Source organism: Pseudomonas sp. PICF6 (assembly GCF_009831705.1).
Lineage (GTDB): Bacteria > Pseudomonadota > Gammaproteobacteria > Pseudomonadales > Pseudomonadaceae > Aquipseudomonas > Aquipseudomonas rhizophila.
In genome coordinates, this window is record NZ_WUUD01000030.1 from 48843 (window position 1) to 65369 (window position 16527).

General features: G+C 56.8%; 15 protein-coding genes. 9 read left to right on the forward strand and 6 right to left on the reverse strand.

All coding sequences use genetic code 11. The features are described from left to right. Window positions 1-143 precede the first annotated feature (143 nt). The 8 genes from eat to GSM73_RS20025 all read left to right on the forward strand — a co-directional run bounded on the left by eat (window position 144) and on the right by GSM73_RS20025 (window position 7972). The gene (eat, locus tag GSM73_RS19990) at window positions 144-1592 is read left to right on the forward strand and encodes an ethanolamine permease (protein WP_107321810.1); all 1449 of its coding nucleotides are present in this window, start codon (window positions 144-146) and stop codon (window positions 1590-1592) included. A 57-nt stretch (window positions 1593-1649) separates the two neighbouring features. Then, window positions 1650-3044, forward strand: coding sequence for an ethanolamine ammonia-lyase subunit EutB (locus tag GSM73_RS19995; RefSeq protein ID WP_047229473.1), 1395 nt, complete (start codon window positions 1650-1652; stop codon window positions 3042-3044). Window positions 3045-3071: 27 nt separating this feature from the next. After that, entirely contained in the window at window positions 3072-3896 is an 825-nt protein-coding gene (gene eutC / locus GSM73_RS20000) for an ethanolamine ammonia-lyase subunit EutC (protein WP_160893631.1), read from the forward strand. A gap of 106 nt (window positions 3897-4002) precedes the next feature. Then, complete coding sequence (locus GSM73_RS20005) at window positions 4003-4464, forward strand: N-acetyltransferase (protein WP_076383489.1); 462 nt, start codon at window positions 4003-4005, stop codon at window positions 4462-4464. Window positions 4465-4930: 466 nt separating this feature from the next. Then, complete coding sequence (locus GSM73_RS20010) at window positions 4931-5587, forward strand: DedA family protein (protein ID WP_107321807.1); 657 nt, start codon at window positions 4931-4933, stop codon at window positions 5585-5587. A gap of 6 nt (window positions 5588-5593) precedes the next feature. Beyond that, a complete protein-coding gene (locus tag GSM73_RS20015; protein ID WP_139049079.1) occupies window positions 5594-6406 on the forward strand; it encodes a zinc-dependent peptidase in 813 nt (270 codons plus the stop codon). 111 nt (window positions 6407-6517) lie between these two features. Next, window positions 6518-7045 carry an inorganic diphosphatase gene (gene ppa / locus GSM73_RS20020; RefSeq protein ID WP_047229468.1) on the forward strand — a complete coding sequence of 176 codons (528 nt, stop codon included), beginning with the start codon at window positions 6518-6520 and terminating at the stop codon, window positions 7043-7045. Window positions 7046-7240: 195 nt separating this feature from the next. Beyond that, window positions 7241-7972, forward strand: a complete 732-nt coding sequence (locus GSM73_RS20025) for a helix-turn-helix transcriptional regulator (RefSeq protein WP_160893633.1) — start codon at window positions 7241-7243, stop codon at window positions 7970-7972. 648 nt (window positions 7973-8620) lie between these two features. Here GSM73_RS20025 and GSM73_RS20030 read toward each other — a convergent pair. The 5 genes from GSM73_RS20030 to GSM73_RS20050 form a co-directional block, all read right to left on the reverse strand. Beyond that, entirely contained in the window at window positions 8621-9061 is a 441-nt protein-coding gene (locus GSM73_RS20030) for an EcoRII N-terminal effector-binding domain-containing protein (protein ID WP_160893635.1), read from the reverse strand. Next, the gene (locus GSM73_RS20035; RefSeq protein WP_160893637.1) at window positions 9058-10875 is read right to left on the reverse strand and encodes a DEAD/DEAH box helicase; all 1818 of its coding nucleotides are present in this window, start codon (window positions 10873-10875) and stop codon (window positions 9058-9060) included. Before GSM73_RS20035 ends, GSM73_RS20030 begins: the two co-directional genes overlap by 4 nt. Beyond that, window positions 10868-11692, reverse strand: coding sequence for an HNH endonuclease (locus tag GSM73_RS20040; protein WP_160893639.1), 825 nt, complete (start codon window positions 11690-11692; stop codon window positions 10868-10870). The genes GSM73_RS20035 and GSM73_RS20040 overlap by 8 nt, the downstream gene beginning before the upstream one ends. Window positions 11693-11694: 2 nt before the next feature. Beyond that, window positions 11695-13323 carry an ATP-binding protein gene (locus GSM73_RS20045; RefSeq protein ID WP_160893641.1) on the reverse strand — a complete coding sequence of 543 codons (1629 nt, stop codon included), beginning with the start codon at window positions 13321-13323 and terminating at the stop codon, window positions 11695-11697. A gap of 118 nt (window positions 13324-13441) precedes the next feature. Beyond that, window positions 13442-13930 (reverse strand): very short patch repair endonuclease, encoded by a 489-nt coding sequence (locus tag GSM73_RS20050; protein WP_160893643.1) that lies wholly within the window; start codon window positions 13928-13930, stop codon window positions 13442-13444. Window positions 13931-14281: 351 nt separating this feature from the next. Between GSM73_RS20050 and dcm the strand changes: the two genes are divergently transcribed. Beyond that, complete coding sequence (gene dcm, locus GSM73_RS20055) at window positions 14282-15640, forward strand: DNA (cytosine-5-)-methyltransferase (RefSeq protein WP_256677009.1); 1359 nt, start codon at window positions 14282-14284, stop codon at window positions 15638-15640. Window positions 15641-15874: 234 nt separating this feature from the next. Here dcm and GSM73_RS20060 read toward each other — a convergent pair whose 3' ends face one another. Next, window positions 15875-16270 carry a type II restriction endonuclease gene (locus GSM73_RS20060; protein ID WP_160893647.1) on the reverse strand — a complete coding sequence of 132 codons (396 nt, stop codon included), beginning with the start codon at window positions 16268-16270 and terminating at the stop codon, window positions 15875-15877. Window positions 16271-16527: the final 257 nt, after the last annotated feature.

A 16527-nucleotide genomic window follows, 5' to 3' on the forward strand; every position in this document is an offset into this window, starting at 1 on the left:
TGGGACGCGGAGCGTCCCTGGCTGTGTTCCCACGCAGAGCGTGGGAACAATCAAGCTTGCATCCCTGCTGTATGCAACACACCGGTTCCAAGAGCAGCCCCGCTCCAACAGGGCCAAAAAACAATAAAAACAGGTAAACCCTTATGCCAAGCGATCAAGCAAACCCGCAACCGGCAACGTCCTCGGTCGACTTTGAAAAAGTCGGCTCCGAATACTTCCAACAACGTGAACTGAAAAAAGGCGCGGCGGGCTGGGTCCTGCTGGTGGGCCTGGGGGTGGCGTATGTCATTTCCGGGGACTACGCCGGCTGGAACTTCGGCCTTGCCCAGGGCGGTTGGGGCGGGATGTTTCTTGCCACGCTGCTGATGGCCGCGATGTACCTGTGCATGTGCTTTTCCCTGGCCGAGCTGTCCTCGATGATTCCTACCGCCGGCGGCGGCTATGGCTTTGCCCGTAGCGCATTCGGGCCCTGGGGCGGCTTTCTCACGGGCACGGCGATCCTCATCGAATACGCCATCGCCCCGGCGGCGATTGCCGTGTTCATCGGCGCGTATTGCCAATCGCTATTCGGCATTGGCGGCTGGATGATCTACCTGGCGTTCTACATCATCTTCATCGCCATCCACATATTCGGCGTGGGTGAAGCGCTCAAACTGATGTTCATCATCACCGCCGTCGCAGCCCTGGCACTGGGCGTGTTTCTGGTAGCGATGGTGCCGCACTTCGACGTCGCCAACCTGCTGGACATCCCGGTCACCGCAGCCACGGGTGCCAGCCCATTCCTGCCGTTCGGCTATGTCGGCGTGTGGGCAGCCATTCCGTATGCCATCTGGTTTTTCCTGGCCGTGGAAGGCGTACCGCTGGCGGCTGAAGAAACCAAGAACCCCAAGCGCGACCTGCCGCGCGGCCTGATCGGCGCCATGCTGGTGCTGGTGGCGTTTGCCCTGCTGATTCTGGTGATCGGCCCAGGCGGTGCGGGTTCCAATGCGCTGATGGCTTCGGGCAACCCGCTGGTGGAAGCCCTGGCCAAGGCCTACGGCGGCTCGACCTGGATGGGCAACTTCGTCAACCTGGTGGGCCTGGCGGGCCTGATCGCCAGCTTCTTCTCGATCATCTACGCCTACTCGCGGCAGATCTTCGCGTTGTCTCGCGCCGGTTACCTGCCACGCAAGCTCTCCGAAACCAATAAAAGCAAAGCACCGGTATTGGCGCTGATCATCCCCGGCATCATCGGTTTCGGGCTGTCCCTGACCGGCCAGGGCGATCTGCTGATTCTGGTGGCGGTGTTCGGCGCCACCATCTCCTACGTGCTGATGATGGCCGCGCACATCACCCTGCGCATCCGCCGCCCCAAAATGGACCGGCCATACCGCACACCGGGCGGCATCTTTACCTCGGGCGTGGCCCTGGTGCTGGCGTGCATCGCCGTAGTAGCGGGCTTTCTGGTGGATCCGCGGGTGGTCATCGGCGCGGCGATCATCTATGGAGTGTTAATTGCTTACTTCGCGTTCTACAGTCGGCATCACTTGGTAGCAGGCACGCCCGAAGAAGAATTCGCGGCCATTCAGAAAGCTGAAGAAGCCTTGCACTAAGTTGTAAAACGCCGAAAACCACGGCGCCGCCCAGCGGCGCCGTCACGGAGAACCTGTATGGCCAGTTTTGCACACACGGTCGGCGCCCAGACCTACCGCTTCGACAGCCTCAAAGACCTGATGGCCAAGGCCAGCCCGGCGCGTTCCGGGGATTTCCTGGCCGAGGTCGCGGCGCTCAACGATGGCGAACGCGTCGCAGCGCAAATGGCCTTGGCCGACCTGCCCCTCAGCCATTTCCTGCAAGAAATGCTGATTCCTTACGAGGACGACGAAGTCACCCGGCTGATCGTCGACACCCACGATAAACAGGCCTTCGCCGCCGTCAGCCACCTCACCGTCGGCGGTTTTCGCGACTGGCTGCTCAGCGACGCCGCCGATGAACACAGCCTGCGGGCACTGGCTCCCGGCCTGACCCCGGAAATGGTCGCCGCCGTGTCGAAGATCATGCGCGTGCAAGACCTGGTGCTGGTGGCGCAGAAAATCCGCGTAGTGACGAAATTTCGCGGCACCCTCGGCCTGCGCGGGCGACTGTCGACCCGCCTGCAACCCAACCACCCCACCGATGAGCCCGCCGGGATCGCCGCAAGCATCCTCGACGGCCTGCTCTTCGGCAATGGCGACGCCATGATCGGCATCAACCCGGCCACCGACAGCACAGCGTCGATCTGCGCCATGCTGGAAATGCTCGACGCCATCATCCAGCGCTACGACATCCCGACCCAAGGCTGCGTGCTGACCCACGTCACCACCTCCATCGAAGCGGCGAACCGTGGCGTGCCCCTGGACCTGGTGTTCCAGTCCATCGCCGGCACCGAAGCGGCCAACGCCAGTTTCGGCATCAACCTGAACGTCTTGCAGGAAGGCTACGACGCCGGGCTGAGCCTGAATCGCGGCACCTTGGGCAACAACCTGATGTATTTCGAAACCGGTCAGGGCAGCGCCCTGTCAGCCAACGCCCACCACGGTGTCGATCAACAGACCTGCGAGACCCGGGCCTACGCCGTCGCACGGCATTTCAAGCCGTTTTTGGTGAACACGGTTGTAGGATTTATCGGCCCGGAATACCTGTACAACGGCAAACAGATCATCCGCGCCGGCCTCGAAGATCACTTCTGCGGCAAGCTTTTGGGCGTGCCGATGGGTTGCGACATCTGCTACACAAACCACGCCGAAGCCGACCAGGACGACATGGACACCCTGCTGACCCTGCTGGGCGTGGCCGGGATCAACTTCATCATGGGCATCCCCGGCTCCGACGACATCATGCTCAACTACCAGACCACTTCGTTCCACGACGCCCTCTACGCCCGCCAGACCCTGGGCCTGAAGCCGGCGCCGGAATTCGAAACGTGGCTGGCGAACATGGGCATTTTCACCCAGGCCGATGGCCGGGTGCGGTTCGGCGACAACCTGCCACCGGCGTTTCGTCACGCATTAGCTCATTTGGGATAAGCCGCATTTGGGATGAGAGAACTGCCCATGGATAAAAAACCTGTAGATCCACAAAACCCTTGGCTGAATCTGCGCAACCTCACCCCGGCGCGCATCGCCCTGGGCCGCACCGGCACCAGCCTGCCAACCTCGGCGCAACTGGACTTCCAGTACGCCCATGCCCAGGCTCGGGACGCCGTGCACCTGGCCTTCGACCATGAAGGCATTCGCGCGCAACTGACTGAACGCGGCCGCGAAAGCCTGCTGCTGCACAGCGCCGCCAGCGACCGCAACAGCTACCTGCAGCGCCCGGACCTGGGTCGACGGCTCGACGAGTCCTCCGTACAAATCCTGGAGGACTACGCAGCGGCCAATCCCGGCGGCGTAGACCTGGCCATCGTGGTGGCCGACGGCCTGTCGGCGCTGGCGGTGCATCGGCATACCTTGCCCTTCCTGGCGCGGCTGGAAGAACAGACCGCCGCTGATGGTTGGTCAACCTCACCAGTGATTCTGGTGGAACAGGGCCGCGTCGCGGTGGCTGATGAGGTGGCGCAGCGGCTCGGCGCAAAAATGTCGGTGATCCTGATCGGCGAACGCCCCGGCCTCAGTTCCCCCGACAGCCTGGGTTTGTATTTCACCTACAACCCCAAGGTCGGCCTGACCGATGCGTATCGCAACTGCATCTCCAACGTCCGGCTCGAAGGTTTGAGCTACGGCATGGCCGCCCACCGCCTGATCTACCTGATGCGCGAGGCCTGCCGCAGACAGCTCTCGGGGGTCAATCTGAAGGACGAAGCCCAGGTCCAAACTCTAGACTCGGAAAACACCGCCGATATGAAAGGTAACTTCCTACTGATGCCGCCCCGAAGCTGATCCGTTTACAAGTTTGCGTTTTTGATCCGCTTTCAGGCAGCATCGAAGCACGGCAGAACGCCGTTGTTGTCCGAGTATCTGTCGACCTTTGCAGACGAGACCTACTATGCGGATTATCCAAGCGACCCTGGAACACCTGGACCTGCTGACCCCATTGTTCGTCAAATACCGGGAATTCTATGGCTCGCTGCCCTACCCGGATTCGTCCCGAGCCTTCCTCGAAAAACGCCTGCGCCGCAAGGAATCGGTGATCTACCTGGCGTTGCCCGATGACGATGACAACCGGTTGCTGGGCTTCTGCCAGCTCTATCCAAGCTTCTCGTCACTGTCGCTCAAGCGCGTGTGGATCCTCAACGACATCTACGTCGCCGAGGACGCCCGCCGCCAACTGGTGGCCGACAACCTGATCCGCACCGCGAAAAAAATGGCCAAGGAAACCAACGCCGTACGCATGCGCGTCTCCACCAGCAGCAACAACGAGGTGGCGCAGAAAACCTACGAGTCCATCGGCTTCAAGGAAGACACCGAGTTCAAGAACTACGTGTTGCCGATCAGCGAAGAGCTCTGACCCGATTACCGCGGACTGATCGTTCCCACGCTCCCGCGTGGGAATGCCGCCAGGGACGCTCCGCGTTCCGCTTGACGCAGAGCGTCACGGGATGCATTCCCACGCGGAGCGTAGGAACGATCGATAACCCCTGTGGTTGGGTGAAACGTTGTGGCGAGGGGATTTATCCCCGCTGGGCTGCGCAGCAGCCCCAGAACCTGAGCACGCGGTGCATCAGGCAGACCGGGTTGGCTGCATTTGGGACCGCTTCGCGCTCCAGCGGGAGCAAGCTCCCTCGCCACAGAGTTCTTCACCCAGCCAGAAGCCTCCCGACATCCCCAGCTACAAACTCACCACGCACACCACCCTCGACCTCGTATAATGCCGCTCTTCCCGGCTTGTAAGAAAAAGCTACACGCGCTGTAGCCTTACTCGAAGCCCGACCCACAGGCCCCACCCAGTCAGGCCGCGACCACAGGTGCTTTGCATGGATTTCAACCCCCTCGACCTCATTCTGCATCTCGATGTGTACCTCGACCTGCTGGTGACCAACTACGGGCCGTGGATCTACGCCATCCTGTTCCTGGTGATCTTCTGCGAAACCGGCCTGGTGGTGATGCCCTTCCTACCGGGCGATTCCCTGCTGTTCATCGCCGGCGCGGTAGCCGCCGGTGGCGGCATGGACCCGGTGCTACTCGGCGGCCTGCTGATGCTGGCGGCGATCCTCGGCGACAGCACCAACTACATCATTGGCCGCACCGCAGGCGAACGGCTGTTCAGCAACCCGAACTCGAAAATCTTCCGCCGCGACTACCTGCAACAAACCCACGACTTCTACGACAAACACGGCGGCAAAACCGTGACCCTGGCGCGCTTCCTGCCGATCATCCGCACCTTCGCCCCCTTCGTCGCCGGCGTTGCAAAAATGCCCTACCCGCGCTTCTTCGCCTTCAGCGTCCTGGGCACCATCCTGTGGGTCGGCGGCCTGGTCACCCTCGGGTTCTTCTTCGGCAACGTGCCATTCATCAAGCAGAACCTGTCCCTGCTGGTGCTGGGCATCATCCTGCTGTCGCTGGTACCGATGATCATCGGCGTGATCCGCAGCCGCCTCGCCGCCAGCGCCTCGAAAGCCCATCCGCGCTGATCGCCCATGTGGTCCCTGAGCGGCTGGCGCCGGCAACGCACCCTCGCCAAACATCCCGTCAGCGAGGAAACCTGGCAGCGGGTGCGTCACCAGTTGAGCTTTCTCGACGGCATCAGCGCCACCGAGGACCAATGGCTGCGCGAAGCCTGCGTGCTGTTCCTGCATGACAAACACCTGAGCGCCCTGCCCGGCGTCGAACTGCACCAGGAACAACGCCTGCTGCTCGCCGCCCAGGCCCAATTGCCGCTGATGCACCTCGGTGACTTGAACTGGTATCAGGGCTTCCACGAAATCGTGCTCTACCCCGACGACTTCCTCAGCCCCCAGCGCTACCGCGACGCCAGCGGCATCGAGCACGAATGGGACGGCGAACACAGCGGCGAAGCCTGGCCCCAAGGCCCGATCATCCTGGCCTGGGACGGCGTGCTCGCCAGCGGCGGCTGGGACGGCTACAACCTGGTGATCCACGAACTGGCGCACAAACTCGACATGCTCAACGGCGACGCCAACGGCCTGCCACCGCTGCATGCCGACATGCGGGTCAAGGACTGGGCCGAGGCCATGCAACAAGCTTTCGACGACCTCAACCGCCAACTGGACCAGGATCCGGACGCAGAAACCCTCATCGATCCCTACGCCGCGGAGAATCCGGCGGAGTTCTTCGCCGTCACCAGCGAATACTTCTTCAGCGCCCCGGACCTGCTGCACCAGGCGTACCCGCGGGTCTATGAACAGCTCAAGGCGTTCTACCGCCAGGACCCGTTGGCCCGGCTGCGGCAACTTCAAGCCGAAGATCCGGTCTATCAGGCGTCATACTAAGGTCTCTAAGACCCTTGTAACGTGGCATCGACGGCCGAATATGCCTATAATCGCCGCCACTTTTTGGTCAATCCGACCAGTCATTTGGTCAATTAACGGGGGCACCGCCCAATGAGCTACAGCAAGATTCCGGCTGGCAAAGACCTGCCGAACGACATCTACGTCGCGATCGAAATCCCGGCCAACCACGCCCCGATCAAATACGAAATCGACAAAGACAGCGATTGCCTGTTCGTTGACCGTTTCATGGCCACCCCAATGTTCTACCCGGCCAACTACGGTTTCATCCCCAACACCCTGGCCGACGACGGTGACCCCCTCGACGTGCTGGTCGTGACCCCTTACCCAGTCGCCCCAGGCTCGGTCATCCGCGCCCGTCCGGTCGGCATCCTGAACATGACCGACGACGGCGGCGGCGACGCCAAAGTCATCGCCGTACCGCACGACAAACTGTCGCAGCTGTACGTCGACGTGAAGGAATACACCGACCTGCCAGCCCTGCTGATCCAGCAGATCGAACACTTCTTCGAGAACTACAAGGATCTCGAGAAAGGCAAGTGGGTCAAGATCGAAGGCTGGGCCGGTGCAGACGCCGCCCGCGAAGCGATCACCAAGTCGGTTGCCGCCTACAAAGGCTGAGACTGAAGTAAAGAAGAACCCCGGTTTGCACCGGGGTTTTTTTATGTCTTAATGATGATAAATACGAAGTTGTATTAATACCGTTTAACCCCGTTTAGCCCGCCCCTTTCAAATCCTGCAAACGGAAAGATCGTCTTATATATTTGCACGACATGTTTATTGCCGAAAACACCGTCGCCCCTAAACTTTCCGTTTATGAAAATACTTTCCAGTGGCGACCGCTTCAGAGCCCTTCTAAAAGAAGCGAACATCCGATCCGCCGACTTCGCGAAGTTATACGGCGTGAAATCCCAGCACATAAACAACTGGTTCAACCGTGGCATCCCGCCAGGACGCATCTACTCCATCGCCAGCCTGCTGACCGTCAGCCCGCAATGGCTCGCCACCGGCGAAGGCCCGCAGACCCCACTGGGCCTGGGCCCCGGCATCACCTATGAAGCCGCCGAAAACGATGGCGTCTACAGCGTGCAAGAAACCACGGACATCGAACTGCCCCTCTACAAGGAAGCCCCCATCGCCCCCGGCGAAACCAAAACCCACATCATCGAAATCCCCGACCAAACCATCCGCCTGCCCCGCAGCCACCTAGAATCCCTGGAAATCGACCCCGGCGACGCCATCTGCACCACCATGGTCGGCGACAGCATGGCCGAACGCATCGAAGACGGCTCCACCCTCGCCATCGACCGCGGCCTGACCCAAATCGTCGACGGCCATATCTACGCCCTCGAACACGACGGCATGCTGCGCATCAAATACCTGCACCGCGTTCCCGGTAATCGGCTACGCCTGCGTAGCCATAACTGTGCTGCGTATCCTGACGAGGTCTTCAGCGCCGAACAGATCGAAGCGCAAAACATCAAAGTCATCGGCTGGGTCTTCTGGTGGTCCACCCTGAACAAACAACGACCGCCGGTGTTCGATTGACCTACACGGATGGGCGGACTGTGGCAGGAGCTCCCTGTGTTGAGGAGATTTGAGGAGATCCTGTGGCGAGGGGATTTATCCCCGCTGGGCTGCGAAGCAGCCCCCCTGCTCTCCCCCCTAACTCAATGATTCAAAACACAACTTACCTCTGGAATTCCCCCCCAAACCCGCGTACCCTGCGCCCCACATTTGCGAGCCCACACCTCGCACCGACAAGGCAGATCACTTTCTGACCAAGTCCCACAGCCGGCCGCAAGAGCCGGATGTACGTTTTGAAGGCTGGTGAGGTTTGTCAAAAACGAACTGAGTTAGTCAACGAGAAGCCGGCCATAAGCCGGCTTTTTAATACGCTATTAAAACTCAAAAACCCTTTAAATCCATGCTAGATCAAGGGTTTCAGCCTATGTTTGTTTCCGTGATTTCTTTTTAATTCACAGTTTCCCACAGAACAGCGTGGATCAGATGAGGGGGATTGGGGGGCGAAAATCATGGGAACACTGGCCGCTAAAACTGTCGAAAATCTGACCGAGCCCGGTACCTATCAAGTCGGCGATGGGTTACGCCTCGTTGTCACGCCTACCGGCCGAAAAACTGGGTGCAGAGGTTTCGGATTCATGGCAACCGCAGTCAAATGGGACGGGGACTTAATCAATGAACCCGCCTCCAACCTGACGTAATCTTTATTCTGAAGCCATCGCTTTCTTCTTGGTTTCCAAGGCTGACAATAGTGCGCACCATACGAATATTGTAGATACTCGAAGTTCCAACCCTTGATATCTCTAACTGCTCGCCTTCTCTAGCCCCGACTTCGCGAAAATACTTCGTCATGCATGTAATGCGATATTCGTTGCGTGTCCCGCCGTTATCATGAAACTTGTTGTTGTAGTAAACGAATCGAAACTTACGTACGGTGCCGGTTTCATCCTCACACTCGATCCATGCATCGGGATTCTTGACACTGGGGTCTAGAGGAGGCAAGAACGCAAGCAATTCCCCCTCCGTTCTTGGGACAAGGATGCCGCCTTGATGACCGCCGGTGGAGCCGACGTCATTGGCAGTGAGTCTCTTGCTGAAGGTTCTATTGGTCATGATCTTTCCGGAGTTATTTCTAAGGCCCGCTTCAAGTCGGTTACATCTCTGGACGAAACGGGAACACTTTCGTTCGCCAATTCACTTTTCCAGAGTGATCTGTCAATCATCACTTCCTCTACAGTGTCCTTGTAAAAAAGGCGGTAGATGGTCACGGGCCGAGTCTGGCCACGACGGTGTGCCCTAGCACTTGCCTGCGCCTCCAACGCAGGATTCCACACTGGGGTGAAATGAATTACAACCGTAGCAGCTGTAATATTCAGACCAGCGCCTGCGGCTTTAGGGTTCAGCACCAAACATCCGGGCCCGTCGTGATTTGTGTAATCGTCAATGATTGCCTGGCGATCTTGTTGAGGGGTCGAACCATTGATCGCCCCCCAGTAAGCATTGGGAAGACTTTGGACTGCCTCCATCAACAGGTCGCTTATCCTATTGAACAGCGCAAACACAATCACCTTTCGACCGTTAGAGAATGCCTCTCGAAGCAGGCTTACAACAAGCTCCATTTTTGGGGTCATGAGAGGATGTCTAGCTGAACGAAGGACGTCAGACTCATCACCCTCGTCGTCGCCCTCATCCCGCCGCAGCCAAGGATGTGCGCAGACCAGCTGCAGCTGAAGCGTTGCAACCAAAGCTCCCGCTACAGGGTATTTGGCCAACGTGGCGGCACGTACCCTGAGATAATGATCGGCTAGCAAATCATCTAACTCTAACGGCAGATCGATATTAATTCGTTCCGGAAGATCACTCGCTACATCCACCACTCTACGCTTGAGAATGATCGGATCCGTGAGACGTCCAATAGTCTGCGCCGATTCGAGGCTATCCGGGTAAGCTGCCTCAAATTCTCGTCTCGATCCCAGCAAGCCAGGAATTGCGAAGTCAGCCAGTGACCACAAATCAAGGAGACTGTTTTCCACTGGCGTGCCAGTCATTGGAATGGTTCTCCGGCGCGGGATCGATATGATTGCATTTCTACGGTTCGAGTCCGGGTTCTTGATGGCTTGAGCCTCGTCGCAAATTACCCAGGACCATTCAAACGACGAAAAAATCGAGATGTCATTGACCATGGTGTCGTAAGTTGTAACGACGATACTTGTCCGCTGGAGCTCTCGATAGATGCCGACCCGGTTTGCCCCTCGGTGAACCATCACAGTTATTCTAGGGGCGAAACGCTCAAATTCACGCACCCAGTTGGCAATCAGACTGGTGGGACAGACTATAAGGGCCGGGGAATCCGCCTTTGGTGGGTCCATCAGCAACAAGGCAATGATCTGAAGGGTTTTCCCTAGCCCCATTTCGTCGGCAAGGATTAATCCGCCCGTATACTTTATGGTGTCCCACATCCAACGGACGCCACGCGACTGGTAGGGAAACAGCGTTGCCGTCAGCCCCGGGATTGTTATCTCGCTGTCGAGATTTTCGGCAACAACTCTACCAGCCAAGAGTAATCCCTCGTCGGCCTCAACTCGCATGACAGCATCGGAGTCACGGACAAGGCTGATTGCCTGGCTGTAGGAAAGGTTGTCGGGAGACGCCCCACTCAGCATCTCCTCAAAAAGAATGACTGCATCTCGCGGAAGAGGCCGAACAGTGGTTCCGTCCATGACCCATGCATGGCGATTACTGGGAGCTCTATGCACATATCGGTTTCCTCTCAGCAGACGTACACCACCAAGCCGCGCGACAATGCTGTCCCCAGCCTTGCCGATAATGATCACGGGCTCGATCAGGCGCTCTGAAAGCACTAGACCTTTCGGTAGGCTTGCCCGCAATGATTCGAAGCTCTCTGGAAGCTCGACAGGCTCACTCATTACAGCCGTTCCTCAATGTCTTCAGCTCCTCAATGCTCAACGGTATCGGACGCCTTGTGTGAAGCGCCCGATGACATGTAGGGCAAAGTGGAACCAGATCGATACGTGGATCATAAGGGCGTGGCTCAACAAGCGATGCAACAGGCTCAAGATGGTGGACCTCAATTATCGCTCCCGCCTCCCCGTAAACTCGTCGAGGCTCGAGTCCACAGACTACGCAGCGTTCTCCGTGGATGCGGATGCACAGAAGCCTGTTGCGCGGATTTCGTTCCCTTCGCTGCACGACCGACTGAAGAATGGCGCCTTCGAAGGCCGGAACCTCATCATCGACTTCCTCTTCGATGACGTCGTATCCGATGAGCTCGGCCATTGCAGCCATCATCGGAACAATTACGTCGCGACAGATGGCAATGATCGCAGCATCCTCATGTGGATGGTCTTGATCCCGGACTCGTGCGGTCATTCGGAAAGAGCCGGAGGTGACAGTCCAGTCGGAGACGTCCTGTCCGGAGATATCCACTGCAATATCAGGCCTGATCGAGGCGATTAGAGCTCGAGCCAGCTGCACATCCTCTAATGAAGCCTTGCGGATCTGGCCGATGACCTCTCCTGAGAAGCTGCCGAACGACAGACTGACACTGTGTCCCTTCAACCCGTAGGGCTTAAGCTCAGCAACCGGTCCGTGCTTCTGGTCAAGATCTCCGAACCAGATACGCAGTCCTGATCGCCGCCCGCTCTTATCGACTGCAGCAGCGATCGCAGCCCCGGTTCCCTCTTCTAGTTCCCTCAGGATCAAATCTTTCTTCCCTGCGATCATTCTCAGTTTTCTTCTTCGATCATCAGGTCAGCCGGGTCAGGATCGGCGACGTTGCGCAGGAGCTTGCGCAGGTTGTTCGAAATCTCGCTGCGGATATCCTCAAAGATCGGTTCCAACTCCTCATTTGTGTTGTTCTGCTCTGCAGCGGCAAAAGCCCATAGAAGCAGATCCATGCCCTCCACCGCGAAACCGTTGGCAGCGGCACGTTTGTAGATCTTCTGGTAGAAATCATGATGCTTATTCAGCAGTACCGCCGGCACATGGCCGCTATCTCCGGCGCTGCGCAGCGCAGGCTGCCAAAGCTCTCCGGTATTGATATCTTCGACCGCATCGACATATACGGTGTCCGGACTCACATTACTTTGGACGGCAAGCTTGAGCTTGATCTTCGAGCCCATATTGTTCGAGATGACTGCCGATTGTGTTGCAGGGTCGACTGAGGTCACCTGAGCCTTACTGGCGCTGCCTGTGTCCGCAATGTTCTTGTTTGCGCTGGTGTGGTCAATCTGACGGACATTTGTCTGCTCGCGATTTTGCCTTCTGGCACGTTTTTCCGCTTCTCGGTAGATGGGCTGCAGCAGCACTTTCAGTCCCTCCTCAAGATCCGGATGGAACAGGATGCGGGACTTCTTCACGTCAATCCGGAAGGCATCATCGAGCTCGTGGCCAAAGTCGAACTCGATCCGCAGTAGCGAGGTGTGCGGCTCATTTGCTCCGAAGACCTCCATCCAGCTGCCGTCCTGAATCAGGCGGCCTTCACGATAGACATAGAAACCTTGGGCGCGGTTGGATATGCGCGCATAGGCTTTTTCCTCATCCTTGGTCATTTCACTGCGGTGGGGCAGAATCCATGCCCGGATGTTCGCAACCTCTTCCGAGCCGTCTGGCATCTCCACCAGAAGTTTCTGCTTGTTATCGGCAAGGACTTGCTCCGAGCGAGCAGGATAGAAGGGGTTCCAAGGATCGACTGGGATCTGATTGACGAAAATGGATACGTTGCGCTCTCGATCGTCGGCCTTGTCAAGGAAGCGGTGATAAACGAGCGAAAGGTGTTTGACTAGGCTTTGTGCAAGCCGGTTGATCGCGTCCCGTTCCCTAACGGATCCAGGCTCATAATCCTTGGTTAGGATCCTGTCACAATTTTCCCAGACCAAAAGGGTCCCTTTGGCGCCGCACAACTCCTCGAACATTTCCTGCTCATCTGGGGTAACAGGCTCCTTGAGCATCTCCCATTTTTTCTGCTGAGCAACATATTCAAGATCCCATGCAAGCTTTGCCAGTTCCTGGTCCGGCCCCTTGCGGGAAATCAGCGTGTACTTGAGGCAAACAGAACTGGAAGCAGTCTTCAGTCCAAGCCCGAACTTCCCGAGGCTTTCCGGATTCTCACGTTCCGGAGCTCCGTAACGCATGGCCCGATGGATGGCCTGCGCATCCATGCCATCTCCGTTGTCGCCAAAATAGACTAGCTTTCTGCCGTTTTGCCGCAGGGTGATCTCGATATTGACGTGGTCAGCCTTGGCGGCAATGGAATTGTCGATGATGTCCGCAGCCGCAGTTCTGAAGTTGTAGCCTGTATCCCTCAGACCGAAAATCAAACGGGGTGCATCGGGCTCATTTATTAAATCGCTCACATCGAAATCCTTTTATCTTGGGCTTCTACCGTCGAGTCCCAGCGCCATGAGACTCTGCACCAGACGACAATTCGACCCAGTATAATTGCACTCTGCCACTGCAGGCCAACTCACTCGTCTAGTGCTGCCTAAAGATATTCCCGAAATAGGTGCCGGCCGAAGGCGCGGCCGCATTACCACGAGAAGCCTTACCGGACGACAACAAGCGGAGTTCCTGCTCAAGTCGGTTCAACGTTTCAGGATTCTTCTTCAACTGACACTCCCAGACAATCAGAACATTCCAGCCGGCAGCTTCGAGTGCATCGATGTTGGCGAGATCCCTCGCCACGTTCTTCTCAAATTTTTCGTTCCAGAATTCGGGTCTGGTTTTTGGGGTCGTTGCGAAAGAGCAGCCCGGGTGACGGTGCCAAAAGCACCCATGAACAAAGATGCAGACCTTCAGACGAGGGACCACGATATCCGGCTTGCCGGGAAGATCCTTACGGTGGATGCGATACCGGTAACCCCGTCCGTGGAGGAAACGCCTGACGACCATTTCGGGGCAAGTATCCTTGCCACGTATGGCAGACATCATCTTGGAGCGAGTAGCGATATCCACCGTGTCCATTTCAGCGCCCTACGTGTGAAGAGATCAATATTTGGTCCCGCCCGTTCTGCAAGGTTCAGAAAACCATACCCGTGCTAGGTAGCTTGCGTTGGGTGCGCCGATCCATTTGGCAACAAAAAAATTTGCAAAGCAAAATACTGTATATGGATACAGCAACGAGATCTATGGGGTATCTTCTTGCTCCGGAAGGCTTCTCCAAAAATCACTTCACATTGAACGGTATTGGGATAGGATAGTGATATTTCGTCACAGATATGACCCAGAAGACATTTTATGAATTTCGTCAAAAATGAACAAATTTCTTACCGAGGCGCGTCTAGCCCTCTAGCAGATCGATCAGCCAACCAAGCCATGAGCGACTTGGCGCTGCTGCAGCAGCTGCTCGAAATCTATGATCAGGGCTTCTTGGCAGAAATACTCAACGAAGCGAGTCCAGGGCATTGGTGCCGTGAGACCATCAACCGCTGGTACAAGGGCAAGGCTTCGCCAAAACTTTCGTACATTGAGCATGCGCGACTGAGTACGCTACTACCTAGAAAGGTCGAAGGCGAACGCACTTTTACCTTCATCGATCTGTTTGCCGGCATTGGCGGTATTCGCAAGGGCTTCGAGACGATTGGTGGTGAGTGCCTGTTTACCTCCGAGTGGAACAAGTATGCGATCCGGACTTACAAAGCCAACCACTACTGCGATCCAGCTCGCCATCGTTTCAACTTGGACATAAGGTCGGTGACACTATCCGACAGGCCTGAAGTAAGCGAGGACGAGGCATACCGCAATATTGATATCGAAATACCAGACCATGATGTGTTGCTGGCAGGCTTTCCTTGCCAGCCGTTCTCCTTGGCAGGAGTATCAAAAAAGAACTCGCTTGGTCGCAAGCATGGGTTTGAGTGCGAGACTCAAGGTACGCTTTTCTTCGATGTTGCCCGAATAATTGCGGCCAAGCGTCCTCCAGCGTTTCTCCTTGAAAACGTGAAGAATCTCAAGAGTCACGACAAGGGCAATACATTCCGGATTATCTGCGAGACGCTGGATGAGCTCGGTTACGAAGTGGCTGATGTAAATGCCCCCAAGGGCGCCGATCCAAAGGTCATCGATGCCATGAAATTTCTGCCTCAGCATCGTGAGCGGATCGTGTTGGTAGGCTTCAGGCGGGATCTGAACGTCCATCAGGGTTTTACGCTCAAGGACATCGTCAAGCACCAGCCAGCGCAACGCCCCTCATTCGGGGATATCTTGGACAAGGAGGTCGACAGTAAGTATATCCTCACACCCAAGCTATGGGAGTACCTCTACAAGTATGCCCAGAAGCACAAAGAGAAGGGCAACGGTTTCGGTTTCGGCCTGACCGGCCCCAACAGCGTGGCGCGTACGCTGTCTGCCCGCTACCACAAGGACGGCTCCGAAATTCTGGTCGATCGCGGATTTTCGGAGAAACTTGAGTTTCATGGCGAGTTCAACCACATGAACCGACCACGCCGCCTCACACCTCATGAATGTGCCCGCCTGATGGGCTTCGATAAACCAGGCGAAAGCAGCTTCGTGATACCTGTCTCGGATACTCAGGCTTACCGTCAATTTGGCAACTCCGTGGCGGTTCCTGTCTTCGAGGCGGTGGCACGAATGATGAAGGACCGCATCCTAGCGGCCAAGGCGAAAGTCCAAGATGCGGAAAGACCGCAGATGGAGATTGCGCTTCCAAGCTAACTATCACGGTGAAGACTCATGTCATCCAGCCTAGGCTTGCTCCTAGGCTGATTCGGCCACATGGGCTTGGAGTTACCGAGACCGTTTGGTGTACCTCGGCATGTGCTCCATGGCCAGCACAACTTAATTACTTTAAGGAGTGGGCAGAGGCCACCCAATATCATTTCGAGCTAACTGACTGCTCTCGGCCCAGAGAACATTGGGATGCCTCTCACCCCCAATCTCAACTATCTCTCAGCACGCCTCCCACTGACCAATACCAGGACGGTGCCCAGTACTACCAGTGCGAATCAGAATGCAGTGAAGCAAGCCTTGCCCATCATAGCCAATGACGACGTTATCTCCCGCTTGGGCATGATCCATGACTAGGTTACTTTGGAAGTAAAGACGATATTCGGAGCGAGTAGGATGCTCCTCGCGAGCATCGTACCAAGTGACATTAGCCTGATCGACAATGCCTTCACCTCTCACGGAGAACTGAACATTGAACTCTGACCGGCTGGTCCCGAACACATTTTTGAGCGCAGTCACACCATTAAACTCATGCTGATTTGAACGCTCCGGTCGAGCCTCCACAGCAGAAAGAGTCTTAATACAAGCAGGGTTCAATACAACAGGTCGGGTCGACATCGCATTCCAATCCTTCTGAAACTCAAACAATGAGGTTGATCACCGAGGCCTACCATAGCTGGCAGCCCTAGCGACTTCGCCTCAACATATGATGTCATCTTGATAGCATTTCAAGAGCTGAGCCCAAATAAAGCGTTCCCACCTGACGTCAAATGGGATACCAGAATTCGTGTTTACACCTAGGTAACGCCGATGAATTATAAACGAGCCTGTCGAATGCCGTGCAAAAAAGCCAAGAAGTGGGGGGGGGGGGGGGG

Bases quoted from the DNA above. Each gene is read 5' to 3' on its own strand.
- ppa (WP_047229468.1), top strand. From the start codon at position 6,518: ATGAGCTACAGCAAGATTCCGGCTGGCAAAGACCTGCCGAACGACATC.
- eat (WP_107321810.1), top strand. From the start codon at position 144: ATGCCAAGCGATCAAGCAAACCCGCAACCGGCAACGTCCTCGGTCGAC.
- GSM73_RS20015 (WP_139049079.1), top strand. From the start codon at position 5,594: ATGTGGTCCCTGAGCGGCTGGCGCCGGCAACGCACCCTCGCCAAACAT.
- GSM73_RS20005 (WP_076383489.1), top strand. From the start codon at position 4,003: ATGCGGATTATCCAAGCGACCCTGGAACACCTGGACCTGCTGACCCCA.
- GSM73_RS20050 (WP_160893643.1), bottom strand. From the start codon at position 13,930: ATGGACACGGTGGATATCGCTACTCGCTCCAAGATGATGTCTGCCATA.
- GSM73_RS20010 (WP_107321807.1), top strand. From the start codon at position 4,931: ATGGATTTCAACCCCCTCGACCTCATTCTGCATCTCGATGTGTACCTC.
- dcm (WP_256677009.1), top strand. From the start codon at position 14,282: ATGAGCGACTTGGCGCTGCTGCAGCAGCTGCTCGAAATCTATGATCAG.
- GSM73_RS20030 (WP_160893635.1), bottom strand. From the start codon at position 9,061: ATGACCAATAGAACCTTCAGCAAGAGACTCACTGCCAATGACGTCGGC.
- eutC (WP_160893631.1), top strand. From the start codon at position 3,072: ATGGATAAAAAACCTGTAGATCCACAAAACCCTTGGCTGAATCTGCGC.
- GSM73_RS19995 (WP_047229473.1), top strand. From the start codon at position 1,650: ATGGCCAGTTTTGCACACACGGTCGGCGCCCAGACCTACCGCTTCGAC.
- GSM73_RS20035 (WP_160893637.1), bottom strand. From the start codon at position 10,875: ATGAGTGAGCCTGTCGAGCTTCCAGAGAGCTTCGAATCATTGCGGGCA.
- GSM73_RS20060 (WP_160893647.1), bottom strand. From the start codon at position 16,270: ATGTCGACCCGACCTGTTGTATTGAACCCTGCTTGTATTAAGACTCTT.
- GSM73_RS20025 (WP_160893633.1), top strand. From the start codon at position 7,241: ATGAAAATACTTTCCAGTGGCGACCGCTTCAGAGCCCTTCTAAAAGAA.
- GSM73_RS20040 (WP_160893639.1), bottom strand. From the start codon at position 11,692: ATGATCGCAGGGAAGAAAGATTTGATCCTGAGGGAACTAGAAGAGGGA.